The sequence below is a fragment of the Paenibacillus elgii NBRC 100335 genome (assembly GCF_004000865.1).
Lineage (GTDB): Bacteria > Bacillota > Bacilli > Paenibacillales > NBRC-103111 > Paenibacillus_G > Paenibacillus_G elgii.
Map to the genome: position 1 here is coordinate 103423 of NZ_BIMB01000016.1, position 21970 is coordinate 125392.

Annotated in this window: 15 protein-coding genes; 14 read left to right on the plus strand and 1 reads right to left on the minus strand. The window is 56.3% G+C overall.

Annotation, left to right across the window (positions count from 1 at the left end; translation table 11 throughout):
* Window position 1 precedes the first annotated feature (1 nt).
* The 10 genes from PEL01S_RS14495 (at window position 2) to PEL01S_RS14540 (ending at window position 14145) form a co-directional block, all read left to right on the plus strand.
* Window positions 2-1231 carry a carbohydrate kinase family protein gene (locus tag PEL01S_RS14495; RefSeq protein WP_108530709.1) on the plus strand — a complete coding sequence of 410 codons (1230 nt, stop codon included), beginning with the start codon at window positions 2-4 and terminating at the stop codon, window positions 1229-1231.
* Window positions 1228-1776: a D-lyxose/D-mannose family sugar isomerase gene (locus PEL01S_RS14500; protein WP_127460787.1), complete on the plus strand. Its 549-nt coding sequence runs from the start codon at window positions 1228-1230 to the stop codon at window positions 1774-1776. The genes PEL01S_RS14495 and PEL01S_RS14500 overlap by 4 nt, the downstream gene beginning before the upstream one ends.
* An 11-nt stretch (window positions 1777-1787) precedes the next feature.
* A complete protein-coding gene (locus tag PEL01S_RS14505) occupies window positions 1788-2810 on the plus strand; it encodes an aldose 1-epimerase family protein (protein WP_127460788.1) in 1023 nt (340 codons plus the stop codon).
* A 47-nt stretch (window positions 2811-2857) separates the two neighbouring features.
* Window positions 2858-3619: a DeoR/GlpR family DNA-binding transcription regulator gene (locus PEL01S_RS14510; protein ID WP_063187454.1), complete on the plus strand. Its 762-nt coding sequence runs from the start codon at window positions 2858-2860 to the stop codon at window positions 3617-3619.
* Window positions 3620-3838: 219 nt separating this feature from the next.
* The gene (locus tag PEL01S_RS14515) at window positions 3839-4747 is read left to right on the plus strand and encodes an ABC transporter permease (RefSeq protein WP_010499492.1); all 909 of its coding nucleotides are present in this window, start codon (window positions 3839-3841) and stop codon (window positions 4745-4747) included.
* Window positions 4748-4756: 9 nt separating this feature from the next.
* A complete protein-coding gene (locus PEL01S_RS14520) occupies window positions 4757-5686 on the plus strand; it encodes a carbohydrate ABC transporter permease (protein WP_082867222.1) in 930 nt (309 codons plus the stop codon).
* Between the two features lie 61 nt (window positions 5687-5747).
* The gene (locus PEL01S_RS14525; protein WP_127460789.1) at window positions 5748-7310 is read left to right on the plus strand and encodes a DUF3502 domain-containing protein; all 1563 of its coding nucleotides are present in this window, start codon (window positions 5748-5750) and stop codon (window positions 7308-7310) included.
* A gap of 88 nt (window positions 7311-7398) precedes the next feature.
* Window positions 7399-9630, plus strand: a complete 2232-nt coding sequence (locus PEL01S_RS14530) for an AraC family transcriptional regulator (protein WP_127460790.1) — start codon at window positions 7399-7401, stop codon at window positions 9628-9630.
* Window positions 9631-9670: 40 nt separating this feature from the next.
* Entirely contained in the window at window positions 9671-13348 is a 3678-nt protein-coding gene (locus tag PEL01S_RS14535) for a fibronectin type III domain-containing protein (protein ID WP_239551329.1), read from the plus strand.
* Window positions 13345-14145 carry an Ig-like domain-containing protein gene (locus tag PEL01S_RS14540; RefSeq protein ID WP_127460792.1) on the plus strand — a complete coding sequence of 267 codons (801 nt, stop codon included), beginning with the start codon at window positions 13345-13347 and terminating at the stop codon, window positions 14143-14145. Before PEL01S_RS14535 ends, PEL01S_RS14540 begins: the two co-directional genes overlap by 4 nt.
* Before the next feature lie 144 nt (window positions 14146-14289).
* Here the strand turns inward: PEL01S_RS14540 and PEL01S_RS14545 are convergent, their stop codons facing one another.
* Window positions 14290-15189 (minus strand): AraC family transcriptional regulator, encoded by a 900-nt coding sequence (locus PEL01S_RS14545; RefSeq protein ID WP_108530701.1) that lies wholly within the window; start codon window positions 15187-15189, stop codon window positions 14290-14292.
* Between the two features lie 129 nt (window positions 15190-15318).
* Between PEL01S_RS14545 and PEL01S_RS14550 the strand changes: the two genes are divergently transcribed.
* The 4 genes from PEL01S_RS14550 (at window position 15319) to PEL01S_RS14565 (ending at window position 21954) form a co-directional block, all read left to right on the plus strand.
* Complete coding sequence (locus PEL01S_RS14550) at window positions 15319-18354, plus strand: glycoside hydrolase family 2 TIM barrel-domain containing protein (protein WP_127460793.1); 3036 nt, start codon at window positions 15319-15321, stop codon at window positions 18352-18354.
* A 53-nt stretch (window positions 18355-18407) separates the two neighbouring features.
* A complete protein-coding gene (locus PEL01S_RS14555; protein WP_127460794.1) occupies window positions 18408-19358 on the plus strand; it encodes an ABC transporter permease in 951 nt (316 codons plus the stop codon).
* An 18-nt stretch (window positions 19359-19376) separates the two neighbouring features.
* Window positions 19377-20252: a carbohydrate ABC transporter permease gene (locus PEL01S_RS14560; RefSeq protein ID WP_127460795.1), complete on the plus strand. Its 876-nt coding sequence runs from the start codon at window positions 19377-19379 to the stop codon at window positions 20250-20252.
* A gap of 67 nt (window positions 20253-20319) precedes the next feature.
* Complete coding sequence (locus tag PEL01S_RS14565; RefSeq protein WP_127460796.1) at window positions 20320-21954, plus strand: extracellular solute-binding protein; 1635 nt, start codon at window positions 20320-20322, stop codon at window positions 21952-21954.
* The last annotated feature ends 16 nt before the right edge of the window (window positions 21955-21970 follow it).

The following is a 21970-nucleotide window of genomic DNA, read 5'->3' on the forward strand; positions in this document are numbered from 1 at the left end:
TTTGAGCCGTCATATTGCGGAAGTGGTGGTTGCAGGGCACATCTGTCTGGACATTATACCGACGATCGATGAGAAGCGGATCGGGATGGAGGGAATTCTCGTCCCCGGCAAGCTGATGAGCATCGGCCCCGCCGTGCTTTCGACGGGAGGCGCGGTTCCCAATACGGGGCTTGCGCTTCACCGGCTCGGCAGCCGGGTCAAGCTGATGGGGAAAGTGGGCAAGGATCCTTTCGGCGAAACGATTTTGTCGCTATTGCGGCAGCAGCAAGATGTTTTGGCGGAGGGAATGATCGTAGCCGAAGGCGAGACCAGCTCCTACTCCATCGTTATCAGTCCGCCGCAAACGGATCGGGCTTTCCTGCATGCGACGGGAGCGAACGATACGTACTCCGCCGCAGATTTGCAGACAGACCGGCTGGAGGGCTCGAAACTGTTCCATTTCGGCTATCCGCCGCTGATGTGCAGGATGTACGAACAGGGGGGGCGCGAATTGACAAGCCTGTTCCAGAAGGTGAAGGCTCTCGGCTTAACCGTGTCGCTGGACATGGCGAAGCCGGACCCGGAATCGGAGGCGGGCCGAGCCGATTGGCGGGCGATTCTGGCAAGCGCGCTGCCTTATGTGGATGTATTCATGCCCAGCTTCGAAGAGGTGCTCTTTATGCTGAATCGCGAGCGCTTTCATCAACTGTCGCAGGAGGCGGCATCTGATGACTTGCTGCCGTTGGCGAACGGGACCCTGTTATCGGAACTGTCCGGGCAATTGCTCGACATGGGTGCTGCCATCGTCGCGCTGAAACTGGGCGAGCACGGCCTATACGTCCGCACGACTTCGGACCCGGACCGCCTCTCCGCCATGGGCGCATGCGCCCCCGTTGACGGTTTGTCAGCGGGCTGGCTCGGCTGCGAACTGCTTACCTCTTGTTACGAGGTGGAGGTTAGAGGGACGACGGGAGCCGGCGATTGTACGATCGCCGGATTTCTATACGGCCTGCTGCGGGGTATGCCGCTCGAAGAGGCGGTTCATGCCGCTGTCGGCGTCGGCGCGTGCAACGTGGAGCAGGCGGATGCCGTCAGCGGCATCCCGCCTTGGGCCGACGTGCAGAGCCGGATGAACCGGGGATGGGCCAAGCGGGAGCAGAAGCTGGATTTGGCCGATTGGGTTTTGAACGAGCGGCAGGTGTGGGTTGGACCACATCATCATTTACGGAAGACAGGAAGGGATGCCGGATGAAAAGAAGCGAGATCAGAGAGGCGCAGCGGCGAACGGCGGCATTCTTGCACGCCGGCGGTATTGTGCTGACGCAGAAGGAAATCGAGGCGATCGAAGTCGCGGGCTTCGGTCTGGGGCAGCTTGAGGTGCAAGGCTTGCAGCTTATCACGTACGTGAACACGGATCGGTACTGCGCCAAGGAACTGGTCATGTTTCCAGGGCAAACGTGCCCCGAGCACCTGCACCCGCCAGTGGGAGGCGACCCCGGGAAGATGGAAACGTTCCGCTGCCGGGCAGGAAGCGTTTTCCTGTATGTAGAAGGCAAGCCGGCACCGGCGATACAAGTGATAGTTCCGGCAGATGGCGAGCCTTACTACACGGTCTTCCACGAAATCGTGCTGCATCCCGGAGAACAATATACGATTCAGCCCGGCGTCAAACACTGGTTTCAGGCTGGCGCAGAGGGAGCGGTTATTTCCGAGTTCTCCAGCACAAGCCGGGACGAATTCGATATTTTCACCGATCCCCGCATCGAGCGGATTCCGGTCATCCGGGAAGACGAATAGAGGCTGCGGCCATGAAGCTGTACGGCAGGGAATGGTCGCGACGGGAATTGGAGGCGCGCGTAGGGCGGATCGAGCAGATCGCCGGTATTCGGCGGTGGGTCGCAGCCGAGGGACGGGAGGCTGGCGTCGAGCAGCTGCATGTCCGCACGGGAGCGGGGCTGAGCTACTGGGTGACGCCTACCAAAGGATTGGATATCGCCATGGCCGATTACGGCGGTGTGCCGATCAGTTGGCAATCGTGCAACGGGGATGCGCATCCCCGTTACTATGAAGCGCAGGGCGACGGCTGGCTGAGGACGGCATCGGGCGGTCTGCTGATGACCTGCGGCATGATGCAGGTCGGTTCGGCCTGCGAGGATGAGGGCGAACCGCTCGGACTGCACGGGCGGGCGCATCATACGCCTGCCAGGCAGGTGACTGCGGCAAGCAATTGGGACGGCGACGAGATGGAAATGCGCATCACCGGCATCGTCGAGGAGGCGTCCTTATTCGGCGGCTATTTGCGGTTGACGAGACGGATTAGCAGTTTTCTCGGGCAAAATTCGATTCGGATCGAGGACGAGGTGCGAAATATGGGCTTCCGGCGCTGTCCGCATATGATGCTTTATCATTTCAACTTCGGCTTCCCCCTGATGGACGAAAATACGGCGATCCGCTTCCCGGCGGCGAACGTGCGGGCGCGGGAGCCTCAGACGCCTGTGGACGGCTACGATACGTGGCAGGCCCCCGACCCCGATTATCGGGAGCGCGTTTACCTGCATACCGGGATCACCGATCCGGCAGTCCGCATCGTGAACCGGAATTTCCCGCTGCCGGACGGAGGGCGGCAGGTGGAGGCTGTCTTGCGATGGTCGGCGGATACGCTTCCGAACCTCCTTCAGTGGAAAATGCCGGGGGCCGGCATGCATGTGCTCGGGATCGAGCCCGCCAACTGCGGCGTCGCGGGCCGGGCTATGGAACGCAAGCGGGGCACGCTCGTCTTCCTGGAGCCGGGAGAAACGGTCAATTACCGGATCGAGTTGAACCTGGCATGAGTTGTTGGGATAATAGAGGCATCGACGATTAAGAAATGAGGTTTCGCATGACGTTACACCAATTGAACCAACGCCAACAGATGATTTTGAACCGGATGGCGGAAGACGGCGAGGTGAAAATCGCCGAGCTGAAGATCATGTTCGACGTTACCGAGATGACGCTGCGCAGAGATTTGGAAAAGCTGGAGCATTGGGGCTATATCCGGCGTATATTCGGCGGCGCGATCCTGCTCGGCAAAGATATCGCTCTGCAAGAGAGGACCAGCGTTCTCATCGAGGAAAAGGCGCGCATCGGCAAGCGGGCGGCCTCGCTGGTGGAGCCGGGGGATTCCATCTTTCTCGACGGGGGCTCGACGACACTCCAGGTCGCCAAATATTTGCAGCCAGACCGGCAAATCACGGTCGTCACCAACGCGCTGAACATCGCTGCGGAGCTCCAGAACAAGCGCATCCCGACGATTGTGATCGGAGGCATGATGCTGGACAGCACCGCCACGCTGGTGGGGCCCGTAGCCGCTGCAGCCCTTGCCAAAATGGCGTTCAACCGCGTGTTCATCGGCACGACGGGGATAACGGTCAAGCACGGTTACAGCAACTCGAACATGCACGAGGCGGAAATCAAGCAGTTGGCCATTGCGAAGGCCACGGAAGTGAACGTCGTGGCAGACCATACGAAGTTTGGCCGTCAGGACCTGTTTTCTTTCGCCCCGCTGCACGGCATTCACCGCATCGTGACGGACGGTTCTCCGGGCGAGGAGCTGAGGGCCGCGCTGGAGGAAGCTTCCGTTGACATTTTGCTAAGCTCCTGACCGCAGAAAAATGATTAAAGCATACTTTCGCCGTACAGGCAATAGTATGCTTTTTATGTTTTCTTAGGCGGCAAGCGAGTTCCGATTGTGCGACAGGTTTGAAAATTGACTTTTGCCCCAGAAGAAGCAGTATTCGAACTAGGCAAGGTCCGCCGGATTCTTTATGGTGAATATGTGAGACAACGGTGACTTCGACAATCGGGAAGGAGTATCAGAATTATGAGTTTCGTGAGGGAGATTACAAGAAACCGTCAGTTGTATATTTTGGCGGTTCCCGGCATGATCTTTTTGGCTATTTTCTCCTATATTCCGATGCTGGGCCATTTGATCGCGTTCCAACGCTTTCAGCCCGTGAAAGGCATATGGGGCAGCCAGTGGGTCGGCTTCGATAATTTCAAGTTTTTTTTCGGAGGACACGACTGGCTGCGGGTTACGTTCAATACGGTGTATCTGAATATGCTTTTTCTTATTTTCGGGATCGGGATCGCTATCGTGCTGGCGATTATCGTCAATGAGGTTCGGTCCGCGCTGATCAAGAAATTGAGCCAGTCGTTCATTTTCCTTCCTTATTTCATTTCTTGGCTGGTGGTCAGTCTGATGATGCTCGCATTCATGAGCACGGAGGGGCTGGTGAACAACTTGCTGAAGAGTGCGGGGATCGATGGAGTGAACTGGTATCAAAGCGTGCATTTGTGGCCGTTTCTGCTGACGCTGGTTTACATCTGGAAGTTTTCCGGGTACTATTCCATTATCTTTTTGGCTGCGATTGTGGGCATTTCCTCCGAATACTACGAGTCGGCGAAGATCGACGGAGCGACCCGGTTCCAGCAAATCGTTCATATTACGATTCCTTCGATCCGATCGGTTATCGTTGTGCTGATGCTGCTGGGCGTAGGCCGTATTTTCTTCGGGGATTTCGGGATGATCTACGGCATTATCGGCGACAACTCGATCCTATACCCGACGACGGACGTCATCGATACGTATTCGTTCCGCGCGCTGCGCCAGTTAGGCAACTTCGGCATGTCGTCGGCCGTCGTCTTGTACCAGTCGATGATGGGACTCGTGACCATCCTGATTTTCAACCGGATCGCCAAGAAAATCGATCCCGATTCCAGTCTTTTTTAGGAGGGGCTTATGGAAGCCATAGCTAAGGTATCACCGGACAAAAAGGCACGGACGCGAATCCGGACGGATACGTCCTGGCGGGAGAAAATGTTTGTAGGGTTCATCTATCTGTTCATTATCGGGTTCAGCCTGATCTGCGTTATTCCCTTTTGGATCGTTCTGGCGGACTCCTTCGCTTCCGAAGCGAGCTTCCTTCAGTATGGATACCAGATTCTTCCAAGCGAGTGGAACCTTGACGCTTACAAGTATTTGCTGCAAGGGGGCCAGTTCCTCACCAGCTACAAGAACTCGCTGATTGTAACGGCGGTCGGCACCGTTCTGGCCGTCGTCATGACCGCCATGTTCGCCTACGTGCTGGCGCATCCGAAGGTGAAGTACCGCCATGCGCTTTCCTTTTTGACCTATTTGGCGATGGTGCTCGGAGGCGGTCTGGTCGGGTTCTACATCATGGTGACCAATTGGCTTCACCTGAAGGACTCCCTCTGGGCGCTCATTCTTCCGTATTTGTTGAATCCGTTCTATGCGTTCATTCTCGTGGCCTTCTACAGATCGCTGCCCTTCGAGATCAACGAGGCCGCCACGATTGACGGAGCCGGCGACATCCGGCTCTTCTACAAAATTATATTGCCGATTTCGACGCCGGTGATTGCGACGGTCTCGCTCTTCTATGCGATCCAGTACTGGAACGACTGGTATTTATCGCTGCTGTTCATCGACAATTACAAGCTGCATCCGCTGCAGCTCATGATTCGTCAGCTGATTTCGAATCTCAACGTTTCCGCCTATGTCGGCGGCGGCGGCAGCTACCAGGTATCGGCGCCGACGAGCGCTATCCAACTGGCGACGGTCTGCCTGACGATCGGTCCCATCGTGTTTCTGTATCCGTTTCTGCAAAAGTATTTCGTAAAAGGCATTACGATTGGCGCTGTGAAAGGCTGAGCGTACGGAGGATTTATCCGAGTTCTCTCTCGGTACCATACAAACACAGGAGGAACGCAACATGAAGATGCAAAAATGGACAGGTGCTGCAATAGCGTTGGTGCTGCTGACAAGCTTGCTGGCGGCCTGCAGCGGCAATTCGGACGCCGGCTCCGCCGCGACGAACGCGCCCGGAAGCACGGCGAAGGGGGATGGGACGAAGAAACCGGACCCCGTTACGCTCAAGATTATGGTGCCGGGGGACAGGCCCAAAGATTTCGACGCCGTGATTCAGGAAGCGGAGAAACGGATGGCCGACTCGCTGAACGTGAAGCTGGACGTGGTCTTCGTGCCATGGGCCGATCTGGCGCAAAAAACGCAGGTGACGCTGTCCTCCGGCGAGAACATCGATCTGATCTTCGATGCGCCCTGGCTGCACCTGACTCAGCAAATCGCCGCGGGCAGCTACGAGCCGCTGGACGATCTGCTGAAGCAGTACGGGCCCAACATTCTCAAGAACCGCCCGCAGCAAATGTGGGACGCCAACAAATTCGACGGGAAGATCATGGGAATCCCCAATGGCAATTCCTTCGTGCAGGGCCGCGTGTACTATGTGAGGAAAGATCTTCGCGAGCAGCTCGGTATCGCGCCGATCAAAACCTATGACGACTTGATCAAATTCGCCTACGCGGTGAAGGAGAAGGTGCCGAACATTACTCCGCTGGTTCCGGCAGGCCAGGATGTAAACAAAGGCTTATCTGAAGGCGCTTACAGGCACTATTGGGCGGATAATAAGGAGAACATCCAACCGAGTCCTGCGCTCTCCGAATCCCTCATCCTGTACACGAAGAACAATGACGGGAAAATCTACAACCTGTTCGACGAGATGGAGCCGTCGGTCTGGTCCTGGATTCAGAACGCGCGCAAGCTGTATCAGGATAAAGTGATCAGTCCGGACGTGCTCGCCATCAAGGAGGTGATGGAGCCGGCCAAACAAGGCAAAGCCGCGATTGTGGTCAGCAACGATTTCGGGGTGAAGGACGACATTCAGAAAGCGCTGAAAAGCGGCAATCCCAAAGCGGAGTTCGAAGCGGTCACCTTCATGAATTTGACCAAAGGCGCCGTGCTGACGAACTCGCTGCAATACAATTTCATCTCGGTTCCCGTCGTGAGCAAGCACAAGGAGCGGGCGATTCAGTTTCTGGACTGGGCGAACCAGAAGGAAAACTACGATTTGCTGGTCTACGGCATAAAGGACAAGAACTGGGAAGCGGTCGGGGACGACCAGTATAAATTCAAAGGCGACGGCTACAAATGGTTCCCTTACGTATGGGTATGGAATCCGACGACCGACCGGCAGGACGCCAGCCAGGACGAGGAGACCAAGAAGCTCAACAAGTGGACGGCGGACGCCGGCAATTTTACGATCGACAAGCTGTCCGGGTTTACCTTCAACAACGCTCCGGTCAGCAACGAGATTTCCCAGTACACCAGCATGGAGGCGAAATACTACTCGGCTTTGTTCAACGGCGTTGTCGATCCCGAATCGTATTGGGCCAAATTCAAGGCGGAAGCGGCGCCGTTAGCCAAAAAAATTCAGCTGGAAGAGCAGAAGCAGATCGACGCTTTTCTCGCCAAGAAGTAAAACCGGCCTCATCGCCATTATCGAACCTCACAGATGCCGATATTTGTGCTTTAATATAGGGGACAAGAAACGATGAAGGGGAGTTCAGATGCTGCGGTTACTGCCGGAAAAAACATACCTTCGAAATTTTTTGAATATGGGCCTGTTATTTACGGTTATTATTCTGTTGTTCTCCTATTTGTTAAGGCAGCAATATTCCAGGCAGGCTTATGAGGATATCAATCAATTAATGGCAACAAAGACGGACAGCCTGAGCCAGGGGTTCGAATACCAGCTCGATCATCTTCGTTCGTACGCGTTGAATATTTACCAGGACCCCGAAATTACGAATTGGTTAATGTCCGATCAGAACGAGCCGCTGTCTGCGGCTGCCGCGTTCAAATCGGTATCCAAATATATGAGCCTGCAGTCGTACATTGCCTCGACGTATCTGGTGAACCGGAAGACGGGGCAGGTCATCAATTCGAAGGACGGCATCCATACGTTTGCGGATTTCGAGGATCAGGCGATGCTGACCCGCATGAGCGAGCGTCCTCCGACGATGCTGCGATTTTTTGACCACACGGTGGCAGGCCAATCGTATTTGGCGCTGACGGTGCCGTCGAACCGCTCGCCAATCGCCGGTCAAGGATATGTCGTCATCCTGCTGGACAAAGGTCTGCTGGAGAAGTATTTGCTCCAAAATCTGAATGATGCGACTGCCAGCATCCGCATTGTGGACGGTGAGCGGCATGTCATTCTCGGCGGCTCCGACGCTTTCGATACCAGGCTGCTCCAGCCGGATTTGAAAAACCATCAAGTGTACCTGGGCGACAACGTGTATCTTATTCATGCCCATGCGTTTAAAGTCGAGGACTGGACACTCTACTCCACCGTCAAATTGAAAGATATCAGTAAAAATATCGACAGGATCGAGCTGGAAATTTTGGGCATGTGCCTGTTCCTTCTCCTCCTGCTCTCGGCGCTGACCTTCTGGAACTCGCGCCGGCATTTCAAGCCGTTCAGCCAGTTGGCCAGTCAGATGAAGAAAACCGTGGCTTCTACGATGCCCGCTCCCGGCAACAAGCGGATTACGGAGTTCGCAATTATCAAGTCGGGCCTCGATCATATGGTCAAATCGATGGAAGAGATGAACAATGTCATCCGCAACCATCAGGAGGTGATCAAAAACGAATTCATGCGGCAGTGGGTGCTTCAAGGCACGTATAACGAAGCCTTCCTGCAAACGGGCGGCCTTCGTCTGCAAGCGCTGCTGAGCTCGGATATTTATTTGGCTATCATGCGGATTAACCGCTTTCAAGCATTCTCGGAGCGCTATTCCTATGCTTCGAGGAAGCTGCTCCTCTATGCGATGGGCAACATTGCGGGAGAGGTGCTGGCGAAGCATGGCTTCATATCCGAGACCGTCGATCTCGGAAGCGACCATCTGGTCGTGATGATCGGCGGAGGCGGGCAGGGCGTGACGCCCGCGCAGGCGTTGTACGAGGCCCGGCAGGAGATCGGCAATTGGCTGCAGTTCCAGGTGACTGTCGCGCTAAGCGGGCGTACGGCGGTGCAGAGCAATATTCGAGCCGTGTACGACAGGACATGCGATCTGACCTTGCTGCGGTTCTTCAACGAGCAGGATAAGGTGTATGCGGAAGAGGACCTGGGCCCTTATTGGTCTGAGCCTAAGCCGGATTTCGACGAGAAGCTGGTGCAGGAGTTGATCCAATCGGTGCGCAAATCGCACAAAGAGAAGGCTCGCGAGCAGCTCGACAAGCTGTTCGCCAGACTGCAAACCCTGACCTATGCCGAGTGCCAATTTCAATTGAAGCTGCTGCTTTTCTACATGTTCAAGGCGTTCAATAAAGTCATGGCCGATCAAGAGACGGGGGGAGCGGACTTGCTCCTTCAGAAGTTCGATACGCTCATGGATGTGAAGGATTGGATCTACAGCCAGTGTGTCACAATCATCGACAGTGTTGCGCTTAAGCATTCGACGTCCAACAGGAAGGAAGAATTAGCCTCGGAAATTTTCGACTACGTGAAGCAGCACCTTCACGATCCTATGCTCACTCTGGAAAGCATTGCCGATTACCTGGTTCTTTCTGTCAGTTATGTGCGGCTGGTCTTCAAAGAAACGTATCTGGTGACGTTATCCGATTTCATCCATCAAGAGCGGCTGGAGCAGGCCAAAAAACTGCTGGTTTCCACGGATTTGCCCGTGCTCGATATTGCCGAGAGATCGGGCTTCCAATCGAAAACGACGTTCTTTACCTCGTTTAAAAAGTATACGGGGCTGACGCCTAATCAGTACCGGGAACAAAACAGCGAATGATTGCGGTCGTTCGAAAGCGATTTATCGAGGAGGATCGATGATGCTGGGAAAAAGTAAACGATGGCTCTGCCTGCTGCTGACAGTGGCGCTTGCACTGTGTAATCTGCCTGCCCTATACGCGGCGGAAAGCGGGCCGTATACGCTCGTGAACTTGTTGGCTGCCGATATGGATACACATTTTGACGGGGGAACAAGTCCCTTTACGCTCGATAAGAGCACGGCCGGAGGGTCGCAGCGGATCGTTCAGGTTAACGGCAATAATGCGCTGGAGTTTCGCGATGCGTCACAAGGGTCGAACCTGGCCAGTTATTTCTATTACCAATTGAACAGCGGCAGCCTCAAGGACCGGATTAACGAAATTTACAATAGGCCGGCCGGGAGTTCCCCGGTGGAGTTCGTCTTCTCCTACAAGCTTCTGCGCAGCGCGGCCAGCGACAAGCCTGTCGCCAAAGATATATATGCGCAGATCCAGTTCGCCCCCTACGACAATAATCTGGTCCCGCGTTTTCCCGTGGATTATCCGAGCATCGCAGGGACGGCAGCCTACCTGAGCGGCCAGCCGAACGTGCTGAAGACCGTGGATGATAGCGATCTGGCCACCTACCGGTTCAAGGTGTACCCGAACGGCGGCCAGCGCAATATTACGAGCATTAAGCTGGCTTTCTCGGTGCGTGTCGATACCGGCGGGACCGACGAGGCGTATATTGTCGACGACCTGGCGATTTCCGAAGTGAGGAGCCAGCAAGCGGAGGATACGGAGCCCCCTTCGGTCCCTTCCCACTTAACGCTAGCGGGGAAAACGGATACGAGCGTCAATCTGACTTGGACGGCATCGACGGACAATGTGGGCGTTACGCGGTATGACATTTACCGGGATGGCGTTTTAAACGGTTATGTAAGCGGCGCCACGACGTCGTACGCCGCCATTGGGCTGTCGCCTTCAACGACTTACCGGTTCGCCGTGAAAGCCCGGGACGGGTCCGGGAACGTATCTGCGGCCAGCAGCGAGCTTGCCGTCACGACGGACCCGTCGGCAGGGGGACTGCCCGCGCCCCTTGGCAACCGCGATATCGGCGATGTGAAGACGGCCGGCAGCGCCGTCTTCGATGCGGCCGCTGGCCGGTTCAAGGTGCAGGGCTCCGGGAGCGATATCTGGGGAACGGAGGATGCGTTCCATTACGTGTACCGGCCTTGGACAGGGGACGGGCAGATCGTGGCGCGCGTCTCCAACATCGAGAACGGCGTCACTTGGACGAAGTCTGGGGTCATGATCCGGGGCGGCATATCGGAGCAGTCGCCGTATGCGATGATTGCGGTTACACCCGGCAGCGGCGTCTATTACCAGGACCGCCAGCAAGCGGGGGGCGCCTCCACCTCGATGGCGGGGACGAAAGCGGCGGCGCCTTATTGGGTGAAGCTGGTGCGGGTGAACAACGTGATCAGCGCCTACGATTCGATAGACGGAATTCATTGGGCGCTGGTGAAGAAAGCGGCGCTCACGCTGCCGGAAACCGTATATATCGGCCTGGCGGTGACGAGCCACAACCCGGGCAAGCTGGCCGGTGCGGAATTCGATCAGGTGAGCATCGGCGAGGTGACCCCGTCGGACGGCACCAGCTCGCCATATCCGGGAACGGTCCAAAGCAGGCGGCAGTGGCTGTGGGATAAGACCAAGACCATGTCCGAAATGGGGCTGCAGCTCAACATTTCGCAGTACGTCGCCCAAATTCTCGACGGACAGAACGTGGCGGTCAACCTGCAAAAGATCGATAAAATGTTCCAACTTTACGATCCGGAGCAGTATAAAACGGTGTCCAAAATGTATGCGTATCTTATGATCGGCGATCAATTCAGCAGCACGATGAAAGAGCATGTCAAATCGTATTTTTCCCAATATGCGTACGCCAAGCTGCCACAGACCGAGAATCTCCGGATGAGCAATTATACGGCCGGCTATTTGGTGGGGCAGTATTTGCCCGATCTGAAGGATCTGAACGGCAAGTCGGGGGCGGTTCTGAAGAGCGAGAACAGAGCCAACATCGAAGCGATGATCGATGCCGGGGTTCATTACGGCTGGGCCGAATATGAAAGTCCCGAATATACGTTTATGACGTATTTTTGTCTGAATGCTTTGTACCAGTATACGGACGAGCCTGCTTTTAAGCAGAAGGTCAAGATGGCTATGGACGTCATGTGGTTCGAATGGGCCAACGACTGGATTGACGGAACCTTCATTTCCACGTCCAACCGGGCCAAGGGCGATTCCGTTTCGGCGAGCGATCTTAGTTGGCGCGGGGCGGACCATACGGCGCTGTCCTGGATGTATTTCGGAGGGAACCGCGCACAGGAAGGCGTCGGCGAATCGGACGGCTTCGTGCCTTCGGCGTACCGTCCATATTTGGAGTACCTGGGTATGGTCATATACAACGGAATGAGCTATACGCCGCCGGAAATGGCCGTTCGCATCGGGCAGTCGACAGGTAAAGATTACCAATCACGCAAAACCAATCTGCAAAATTCGAGCGGCCGCAATTTGAAAACGTACCGTCAGGCCTACGTCCGCCCGACATGGGGCTTGGCCAGCGAGGTGACCTACAACCGGGTCGACAACTGGATCGAGGATATCCCGGTAGCGCTGCGCTGGCAGTCCGCCAAGCCAAACCCGCTGTTCAGGGTCAATGCCGATCAGGGCGACAGTCCGATCGGGAATTACGACCAGCCTGCGAACCACCGGATCATGCAGAACGGCAAAACGGCGGTAGCCGTGTACAAGCTGCTGAACAGCCCCAGCTCGAACTATCTCAACGCCATGTTCCCGGATACCGGCTCGATCGTCACCCGGGAGGAGCAGGCCGGATGGGTTTTCAACAATACCGGCCCGATGTATTTTGCCTTCAAGATGGTCAAGCCTTACGCCTGGTACTACCAGACGCCGACCGATCCGGCGAACAAAGTCAAGACGACGGCGCAGCTGCATCCGACCAAGCAGCTCTTCTACAACTACAACATTCTTCGCAGCCAGGCGGACAAGAACGGGTGGGTGCTTGAAACTGCCGACGCCTCGGAATATGCGGATTTCGCAAGCTTCAAGAATGCGGTGCTGACGAATACGACGTTGGACAGCTCTCATATCAATGAGGCGAACCCGCGGTTGATTTACAAGAGCCTTAGCGGGGATACGTTGGACATCACTTTCGACGATGGAGCAGGAGCCTATAACAATACGCACCGGATCAACGGCAATCCCATCCCGTATTCGGCTTTCAAGCTATTCGATACGCCGTGGCTTCAGCAGGATCAAAATTCCGATCTATTCACGGCAGCTCAAGGCGGGGAGATACTGACATATAACTTTGCCAATTGGACGATCACCAAGCAAGGCGAGGCCGCATCGGTGCCGAACGGCAGCTTCGAGCAAGGGACAGACGGACCGGAAGCTTGGACGTACGGCGTCTGGGCGGGAACCCCGGTCTCCACTTGGGACACGGTCACGGCCAGAACGTACGGCCATTCGGTGAAAGTCGAGAATACGGCATCCGGCGATGCAGGCGGCTGGCGCCTTGCCGGCGATCGCTTGATTGCCGTCGACCCGGGGTCCGTCTATACGCTCAAGGCTTGGGCCAAGACGGATCAGGCCAACGCGACCGACGGCACCCGCGCAGGCATCACCTTCTATAAGAGCGACGGGACTACGGTCACCGGACCGGCGTTACCTTGAATCAAAGCGCGCTGTCGCTGGCAGCGGGGGCCGCGGCCAGCTTGAGGGCGGCAGTCGTTCCGGCGGAAGCGACGAACCAAAAAGTGACGTGGAGCTCAAGCAACCCGTCGGTGGCAACGGTCGATGGGGCCGGGAAAGTAACGGCGTTAGCTCCCGGAACCGCGGTCGTCAGCGTAACTACGGAAGACGGACACAAAACGGCCGCTTGCACGGTCACGGTGACGACAGAGCCGCTGTTTGCGGACAGCTTTACCGGGGGGCTCGGCCAGTGGGATCTGTTCGGCAGCACGGCATGGCAAATTCAAGGCAGCGGCACCGAAGCTCGGCTCGCGGGCGCGACAACGGCTGCATTCCCGCAGCGGGCTGTGGTGAAGCCGTCCGCGCTTCCTTACACGGTTTCCGATTACAATCTGGTCTTCACCGCCAAGGGGGACCGCTTCCGGACGATGTTCCGGTACGCATCGAGCACCGGCTATTACTTCTTGGAATTTAAAGATACGAAATTCGTAGAATTATGGAAATATCCCAACTCGTCGGCGAACGAACAGGTGGGGACCGCGGTCGATATCGGTTCCGCTCTGCCCGGCTTTGATACGGCGGATTGGCACCAGTATCAAGTTGAAGTCCGCGGAGCCGAATACAAGCTTACGATCGACGGAACGGTCGTCACGACGTTCATCGACAGCACGCTGCCGGCCGGCGGCGTCGGGTTTTCGCTGAAAAGCGTAGGACCGGTCGCGTCCATGGATATTCGACAGGTAGAGGTTAGACCGGTCATCACCACGACGCAGTTGTAACGGAAAAGGCCCGATCCCGCATAGCGGCGGTCGGGCTTTAGGCTTGTCCGGAGCCGGTGCGGGCCAAAGACAATTCCCCCGGGCAAGCTGACCGGCTCGGCCCGGCAGCGTGGGGCGGAACAGGCTACCTTTCACATGTCCTGTCTAGCCCTTTTTGCCGTCCGCAAAATCCGATGGCGTAACGCCGAACAGCCTGCGGAACAAGCGGGTAAAATACACCGGCTCCATCCCGACATGAGCCGCAGCCTGCCGGATTGCCATAGACGGCTGCTGTTCCAGCAGCGAAGCTGCCGTCTGAAGACGAATTCTTTGCATGTATTGCAGCGGAGTCGTCCCTAGCGATTCTCGGAATAGCCGTGTAAGCTGTTTGGGCGAATAGCCGACATGGGCCGCCAGCTCCGTCACCGTGAGATTACGCTGCAGATGGTCCTGCAGGAAGCGGGTGGCACGGTAGACGACGGAATGGGGATAGCGATCCGCACCCGTGACTGCTGCGTTTGCCCTTTCATTGTCCGCTGCGAGCTGCTTTTTTATCTCCAGACAGAAGGAGAAGAGAAGCTCGGCCGTCACCCAGGGGTCATAATTCGGGCCGGAATGGCCCCAAATCCGCTGCAGGAGATCATACAACCGACTCCAATTACGAAGAGGAGCGCGAAAGAAGGTTGAACCGAAGCCCCAGTTAGCCAAAAGCCCCTTGCTTCCCCCACATCCGCCGTCGCCATGATCGCTCCCACTACGTCCCTCCTGCCGATCCACGAACGTCAGGTACCCGACACTCCAGGGCTCCGCCCCTTGAGGCCCACACTCGTAGGGAAGCCCTGCGGGAATGTACAGTAGTGTCCCGGGAGTGATCAGGCTCCTGTTGTCCTCTCCAAGAAGCCGAAAACACCCTGTCCCCGAGAACGTAAGGAAGAGCTGATTCGCGGAAAATCCCTCCAAGCGTGTCAACAGCTGCTGCTCCTCCGTGCCGACAGTATAGACGGTGAAGGGGATGTCCGGATCAAGCGGGCCGGTTAAATTGCTTCGAAGATGAAGATGGTCCATGTGTCACCTCAATATGTCCGTTTTGTACTAGATATTGTCCGCTTTCGTATCTGTAACCGTAACCGCTATCGCACTATAATTTTAGCGTAGATACCAGAATTATCAACCGGCTGAAAGGAAGCGATTCGATTGTTCACCAGCAACCACATTTGGCAGGACCCTAATGTACTGCATATCAACCGCCAGGAGGCTAGAGCCAGCTATATCCCCTATGCAGATACGGAATCGGCCAAGACCGGACAAAGAGGAAGATCGCCCTTCTATCAGACGCTAAACGGCAATTGGAAATTCCGTTACTTGCCCAGTGTGCATCAAGCGGAGGACGGGTTTTATCTGGAGCACGCCGACGTCAGCGGCTGGGACGATCTGCTTGTTCCTTCCTGCTGGCAGGTAAGCGGTTACGATCAGCTCCACTATACGAACGTTAACTACCCGATTCCATGCGACCCGCCTTACGTGCCTGACGACAATCCGGTTGGTCTTTACGTCCGGGATTTTCACCTCCAAGAGCAGTGGGCGGCCAAAGACAAAACGATCGTGTTCGAAGGAGTCAATTCCTGCTTCTACGTTTGGGTGAATGGTGCCTTTGCCGGATTCAGCAAGGGCAGCCGGGTGCCGGCGGAGTTCGATCTGACGGGCAATCTGCGAACGGGCCGCAACCGGATCGCAGTGATGGTGCTGAAATGGTGCGACGGCACGTACCTGGAAGATCAGGACGCGTGGCGCTACTCCGGCATTTTCCGGGACGTGTATTTGCTGGCGCGCGACCGCTCGCATGTACGCGACATTTTCGCCAAGCAGGAGCTCTCGGAAGATTTCAATTCGGCCCGTCTCCTGGTCGAAATCGAAACCAAAGGGAGCGACGGCGTGGACGTGCAAGTGGAACTGCGGGACCCGGCAGGACATGTCGCGGCGACAGGCGGCAAAACCGTACAAGGCAAAGACGCCGTTGCGCTGACGGTGGAGAAGCCGCAGCTCTGGAACGCCGAGCAGCCGCATTTATACCAGCTGTATGTACTCGGGGGAGAGGAAGTTATCCGGCTGCCGATCGGCTTCCGAAAGATTACGATAGCGGACGGCGTCTTCGCTATCAACGGCAGGCCGGTCAAGCTCAAGGGCGTGAACCGCCACGATTCCCACCCGGAGCTCGGCCAGACGATCCCAGTGGCGCATATGATCAAGGATCTGAAGCTGATGAAGCAGCACAATGTGAACACGATCCGCACCTCCCATTATCCGAACGATCCTCGTTTTCTGGAGCTGTGCAACGAATTCGGCTTCTATGTCGTCGACGAGGCCGATCTCGAATGTCATGGCATCGGAATCGCTGAGGACTGGGCGGATGGCGCTTCGCATCGCTTGTCCGCCGACCTGGATTGGCGTGCTGCTTTTGTCGATCGGGCGGTCCGCATGGTCGAACGCGATAAGAACCATCCTTGCGTCATCATGTGGTCGATGGGCAACGAATCCGGCTACGCCGAGAACCATATGGCGATGGCGGCGTGGACCAGGGCCCGGGACGATTCCCGGCCTGTCCACTACGAGGGGGCGGCCCCGGTGTATCAGGGCCATGCCGATGTAAGCGGTCTCGACGTGGAGAGCCGGATGTATGCTTCGCCGGCCGAAATCGAGGCGTACGCCCGGGACGCCGGCCAAGCCAAGCCGCTGTTCCTGTGCGAGTACAGCCATGCGATGGGCAACGGTCCTGGCGATCTGAAGGACTACTGGGATGTGATTTACCGGAATTCGAAGCTGATGGGCGGCTGCGTCTGGGAGTGGTGCGATCATGGCGTGAAGACGGTGACGCCGGAAGGCATTCCCTATTTTGCCTATGGCGGCGACTTCGGTGACATGCCGAATGACGGCAATTTTTGCATCGACGGCCTCGTGACGCCGGATCGGATTCCCCACACGGGATTGCTGGAGCTGAAGCAGGTCATCGCGCCTATTCGCATTGAACAGTACGATCTGAAGGCCGGCAAGCTGAAAATAACGAACCTTTACGATTTCACCGATTTATCGCACATTGCGCTGCGCTGGAAGCTGGAGCAGGACGGCCGGATGCTCGCACAGGGAACGGTGTGGCAGCTGGACGCCGCCCCGCACGCCGAACTGATCGTACAGCTGCCCTATGCGTGGCCGGAGCGGTCGGAGGGTCAAATGCTGCTGCATCTGTCGTGCTGGCTGAAAGAGGAAACGCGCTGGGCGGAGGCCGGGCATGAAGTGATGTTCCGGCAGTTCGAGGAGGGCCAAGCGGCGGCCCCCTGCAGCAGTAAGGAGGACGCCCCGCCATTCGTTCAAGTCGGGGAGACCGGCGGCCTGCTGACGATAGAAGGGGTCGATTTTCGGCATACGTTCGATTTGCGCGCAGGGGCGTTCGTGGAGATCAGCAAGCATGGTGTTCCCATGATCGCTGCCCCTACGGCCTTCAACATCTGGCGGGCTCCGACGGACAACGACATGCAGGTGAAGAAAAAATGGCTGGCTCAAGGCTTGGACCGGGCCGGCTGCAAAGTGTACCGTGCAGAGTGGCAGCATCCGGACGAACAAACGGTCGAGATCCGGGTCAATTTCTCCCTCTCCGGCTATATCCGCCATCCCTACCTGCACGGCGAAGCGGTATGGCGTATCGACGGTAAAGGAGCGATCGCACTTCATGTCCGTGTGAATGTCCGGGAGAATCTGCCGTTCCTGCCCCGCTTCGGCCTGCAGCTCACGATGCCGGCGGGAATGGAGCAGGTCGAGTACGCCGGCAACGGGCCGCATGAGAGCTATATCGACAAGAGGCAGAGCGTCAAGAAGGGCCGGTACGCCATGACCGTCGACGAGATGTTCGAGCCCTATATCAAGCCGCAAGAGAACGGCTCCCGGTATGACACGGCCTGGGCGACTGTCGCCAATGCGCTCGGGATGGGACTGCTCTTTCAAGGGGAAAAATCGTTCTCCTTCCAGGCTGCGCATTATACGCCGCAGGACCTGACGGAGGCCGCGCACAACCACGAGCTTGTCCGCCGTAAGGAAACGATCGTGCAGCTCGATTATAAGATGAGCGGTGTCGGCTCGAATTCTTGCGGACCTGAGCTTGGGGAGCCGTATCGGTTCGACGAGAAAGCGTTCGATTTTGCCGTCACTCTCATACCGATTTTCAAGGAGGACGACTTCTAGCCAACGTTGTTCAGGCAAGGCCGGAAACAGAGATCGGAAAGGAGGAGAAAGAAATGGAACGCGCGACCGCCAAGCTCACCGCAACGAAAGAAACGCCACTGCTCAGGCAGATGAGGAGGATATGGAAGTATCGGCTGTTGTATGCGCTGCTGCTGCCCGCGTTCATATGGGTTTTCCTATTCGATTATTTGCCGCTTTACGGAATCAGTATCGCCTTCATGGATTACAACGCCATTCAGGGCTTCTCCGGCAGCGAATGGGTCGGATTGAAATATTTCCGCATGCTGTTCGAATCGGAGATGTTCCTGAATGCTTTCAAGAATACGCTGCTGATCAGTTTATACAAAATGATCAGCGGCTTCATTTGCCCGATCTTGTTAGCGCTTGCACTTCATGAAATTCGGGTTGCATGGTTCAAAAAGACGCTCCAGACGGCGGTCTATCTGCCGAGGTTCGTCTCCTGGGTCGTGTACGGGGGGATCATCACGCTGCTTCTATCGCCGGAAACCGGGGTCATTAACAAAATCATCGAATTTTTCGGCGGCCATCCGGCTTATTTGCTCATCGAGCCGGCTTATTTCCGGACAATTCTCGTCGTCACGGATGCGATGAAAGAAATGGGCTGGGCTGCGATCATTTACCTGGCCGCCATCGCCGGGCTTAATCCGGAGGTATATGAAGCGGCTATTATGGACGGAGCTTCGAGGTTTCAACGCATTGTCCACGTCACTTTGCCGGGCATAACCGGGACGATCATCGTCATCTTCATTCTGCGGGTCGGCTATATTATGAGCGCCGGGCTAGATCAGGTCATCAACCTGTACAATCCGATGGTCTTTGAGGTCGGGGATATTCTGGATACGTACATTTACCGCGTGGGCATCGAGCAGTTCAGCCTCAGCCTTGCCGCTGCCGCCGATGTCATCAAAGGCGCAATCGGGCTCGTCCTGATGCTGGCCGCCAATCAAATCGCCAAGCGGATCAACGATTCCGGCATATTCTGACGAAGGAGAAGAGAACCGATGAAGCTTACCAAAGGCGAGAGTGCTTTTGTCGCTACCAACTATTCGATTCTGACGCTCATCACCGCGATCATTCTGATTCCGTTCTGGTATGTCATTTCCGTATCGGTGACGCCGTACCCTATTTTCAGCGAGAAGAATGGCCTGATTTTGTTCCCGGCCGCGCTCAGCTTCGAGTACTATGCGTATTTGCTGAAGGAAGGGTCGCTTCTGTTCTCGGCCTACGGCAATACGATCCGCAATACGGTAGGGGGCGTGCTGCTGGCGCTGCTGCTTACGACGACAGCGGCCTATGCGCTGGCTGAGAAGAAGCTGCCCGGTAGACGAGCGGCGATGCTGTACTTTGTCTTCACGATGCTGTTCAAGGGCGGGATGATCCCGACTTATATCACGATCAAGCAGCTCGGTTTGCTGAATACGAGCTACGTCCTGATGCTGGTCATGGCCTACAGCGCTTTCAATATGATCATCATGAAATCATTCTTCGAGGGCATCCCCGAAAGCTTACGCGAATCGGCTTCGATCGACGGGGCTTCCGAGTTCAGAATTTTATGGCAGATCGTGCTGCCTTTATCGAAGCCGGTCATTGCGACGATCGGCCTCCTGTATCTGGTCGTGTACTGGAACGATTTCTTCAACGCTATGCTCTATGTGACCGATTGGCACAAAGCGCCCGTGCAGCTTGTGCTCCGCACGATCATCGCCAGCTCCAGCCTTCCGCCGGAACTGCTGGAAGCGGCCGGCTCGACGCCGCCACCCACGATCGGCATTCAGATGGCTGCGATCGTCATCGTAGCGCTGCCGATGCTGGTTCTGTATCCGTTCATTCAAAAGCACTTCGAACAGGGTATGCTGATCGGCTCCGTGAAGGGCTGATCGGACGCGATCAGGCTTCAACCCATTGAGGCGCAAATAGATAAGATAAACTGAGGAGGTCTGTCACATGATCTATCCAGTCAAAGTTTATCCGTACGGCGCGCTTGCCGCGCTGCTGGTCGGCACCGTCACCATCGCAGGCTGCAGCAAAGCCGCCGATCCGGCTGCTGTTGAGCCTTCGCCGTCCGCTTCATCGGCCTCGGCATCGCCGCAAACGGAAGAGCCTTATTCGTTTAAATGGCTGAAGGCACAGGACATCTCCAAGCCTTACGATCCGTCCAAGGATGCGGTTAAGCAAGCGATCGAGAAAAAGCTCAATATCCGGATCGTGCCGGAAATGGTGGATGTCCAGCAGTACAAAGTGAAGCTGAACCTCAAGATGTCGAGCGGCGACATTCCCGATGTCGTCCGCATCGACTTCGCCGACGATTTCCAGAAATACGCGCAGCAGGGCGCTTTCTTCGACCTAACGAATCTGATCAACGAGAAGGATACACCGAATATTCTCAAGGAAGTGCCGAAGGACGTGTTCGAGCAGGCCAAAGTCAACGGCAAAATCTACGGCATTCCTTACCAGGGAGGCCCGGGCGCCGGCTACCGCTGGAACCTGGTCCTGCGCAAGGATTATATGGAAGGCCTGGGCGCGCAGGTGCCCAAAACGCTGGATGAGTACTACAATCTGCTAAAGAAGGCGAAAGCCGAGAAACCGGACGTCATCCCGCTCGGCGGCTATACGGCCCAGATTGGCCAGCAGAAATACGCCAACAATTCCTTCGATCACATCTTCGGCGCCTTCGGCGTGACGCCGGGGTATTTCACCGAGAAGGACGGCAGATTCGGCAATTACGACATCGATCCGAAGATGAGAGAGGCGCTGCTGTATCTGCAGAAGATGTATGCCGAAGGCCTGATCGACAAGGAGTTCGCCACGATCAAGGAAGAGCAGCTGCGGGCGAAGCTATACAGCGGCAAGCTGTTTTCCTGGATGGGCTGGTGGTCGACGGCGAACGACTATGATACGCAGGTGGAAACCAATGAATTGAAGAAAAGCGGCAAACTGCCGGCGGACGGGAAGCTTGCGGATCAGTCCAATCAGCCGTTCAACTATTTGACGCTGACGGGCTCCCTTGTCGGTGCCGAAGGCAAAGCGGTCGCTCCGGCCGGGGCACCGTTCGGCCAAATGCATGCGATCAGCGCCAAGACGAAAGATCCGAAGAAGGTGCTGTCCATCATCGAGAAGGCCTTGTCCCCCGAGAATCAGATGCTGACCGTATGGGGCATCGAAGGAGAGGACTACAGGATCGACAACGTCAAGATGTCGGTCGTGACCGATCTGATCGATCCGAAGACGCAGCAGGATAAGAACGGGAATTTCCGCGGCATTCAAAGCTATCTGTTCGCTCCTGGTCTGAAAGGCTGGCCGCATTATTTGGAATCGCTTCCAATTCGTCATTCGCAGGCACTGGACATGGCGATCAACAACAAGTTCCAGATTACGGACGCCTCCAATTACCTGGATTCCCCGACCAAAATTGCCAAGCTCATAGAGTTGAACACGCTCCGCGACTCGGTCTTCACGCAGATCATTATGGGCGCTGACATCAAGAAGTTCGACGAGTTCGCGGACAAATGGAAAGCGAAGGGAGGGATGCAAATTTTGAATGAACTGGAAGCCTCCTTCAAGAAAAAAGCCGGCAAATGAAGCTGTGCCTATTCAA

Coding starts and splice junctions, on each gene's coding strand:
- PEL01S_RS14500 (WP_127460787.1), top strand. CDS start 1,228: ATGAAAAGAAGCGAGATCAGAGAGGCGCAGCGGCGAACGGCGGCATTC.
- PEL01S_RS14505 (WP_127460788.1), top strand. CDS start 1,788: ATGAAGCTGTACGGCAGGGAATGGTCGCGACGGGAATTGGAGGCGCGC.
- PEL01S_RS14510 (WP_063187454.1), top strand. CDS start 2,858: ATGACGTTACACCAATTGAACCAACGCCAACAGATGATTTTGAACCGG.
- PEL01S_RS14515 (WP_010499492.1), top strand. CDS start 3,839: ATGAGTTTCGTGAGGGAGATTACAAGAAACCGTCAGTTGTATATTTTG.
- PEL01S_RS14520 (WP_082867222.1), top strand. CDS start 4,757: ATGGAAGCCATAGCTAAGGTATCACCGGACAAAAAGGCACGGACGCGA.
- PEL01S_RS14525 (WP_127460789.1), top strand. CDS start 5,748: ATGAAGATGCAAAAATGGACAGGTGCTGCAATAGCGTTGGTGCTGCTG.
- PEL01S_RS14530 (WP_127460790.1), top strand. CDS start 7,399: ATGCTGCGGTTACTGCCGGAAAAAACATACCTTCGAAATTTTTTGAAT.
- PEL01S_RS14535 (WP_239551329.1), top strand. CDS start 9,671: ATGCTGGGAAAAAGTAAACGATGGCTCTGCCTGCTGCTGACAGTGGCG.
- PEL01S_RS14545 (WP_108530701.1), bottom strand. CDS start 15,189: ATGGACCATCTTCATCTTCGAAGCAATTTAACCGGCCCGCTTGATCCG.
- PEL01S_RS14555 (WP_127460794.1), top strand. CDS start 18,408: ATGGAACGCGCGACCGCCAAGCTCACCGCAACGAAAGAAACGCCACTG.
- PEL01S_RS14560 (WP_127460795.1), top strand. CDS start 19,377: ATGAAGCTTACCAAAGGCGAGAGTGCTTTTGTCGCTACCAACTATTCG.
- PEL01S_RS14565 (WP_127460796.1), top strand. CDS start 20,320: ATGATCTATCCAGTCAAAGTTTATCCGTACGGCGCGCTTGCCGCGCTG.